The 859-nt window shown below is 67.4% G+C and carries 1 protein-coding gene; it reads left to right on the top strand.

Annotation, left to right across the window (positions count from 1 at the left end; genetic code table 11):
- Positions 1 to 682 precede the first annotated feature (682 nt).
- Positions 683 to 859, top strand: a 177-nt coding sequence (locus ACFHWS_RS28500) for a reverse transcriptase N-terminal domain-containing protein (protein ID WP_416569583.1), incomplete at its 3' end; no start/stop codon positions are given.

The raw sequence follows: 859 nt of genomic DNA, 5'->3' as shown, positions 1-859 counted from the left end.
GTGCGACACGCAAGTCGCATGAGTACAGCGACACTCATCGAAGGGGGTGCGGCGTGACGTCGCGGATGTAGTGTCCGGTCCCGTGCGCAAGGACCGTCCCCGCCTCGGCGTGCGTCGCGGGTAACCGCGGGGTGCGAAGCCCGGGGAAGGGCCCAAGGACTCCTGTTCCATCCAGGGGTTACCGGCTGGGGAAGACCGGACGGGTGAACGCAAGTGAACCCTCGATGACGCCTCGTCATAGGCACTTCCGCTCGATGGGACGCGCCAGCGGGAGACAGGGGCCAGCCGTTGCAAGGCGGCAGGTGCCGCTCGGAGGAATCTAGCCGGGCGGGAGCGCACCACCGTCCCCGGGGTTCAGAGGGCGCCCTACCCGGTCGTATCTGTCTCATGCGGAACGTGACAACCCCGATGGGGTCCAGACGGACAGTGATTCGGCTGGTAGGCCGCCTGTGAGGGCGGACGATGTCCCAGCGGGCGCAGGACGACCCGAGAAGCGAATGCCGGTGGCCGAAAGGCAGCGGGAAACCGGCGGCGGTGATGCTGGCTCCTCCGCCAGCGGTCGCCGGATAACCGGCCGGATAAGGGCATGTGCCCTGGCCTGAAAGGGCGCTGACGCGGGTCGGGTGAGCCTGCGGAGCTACTGCTGACCACAGCTTCGGAACCGAAGGGCAAGTTAGACACGATGACAGCTCATGCCTTCGCGGTGGCGATGGCGGCTCTCGGCGTGAACGGACCGGAGGACGATCGTGCTGGCTGGGACGCCATCGATTGGCGGACCTGCGAGGACAACGTACGGCGGCTACGGCAGCGGATCTTCGCGGCGTCGCGGGACGGGGACCTGAAGAAGGTCCGGAACTTG

Source organism: Micromonospora sp. LOL_013 (assembly GCF_048060315.1).
In the GTDB taxonomy this organism is placed as follows: Bacteria; Actinomycetota; Actinomycetes; order Mycobacteriales; family Micromonosporaceae; genus Micromonospora_E.
Note: the sequence above shows the minus strand (reverse complement) of the source record. Positions and strands in the feature narration are given on the sequence as shown.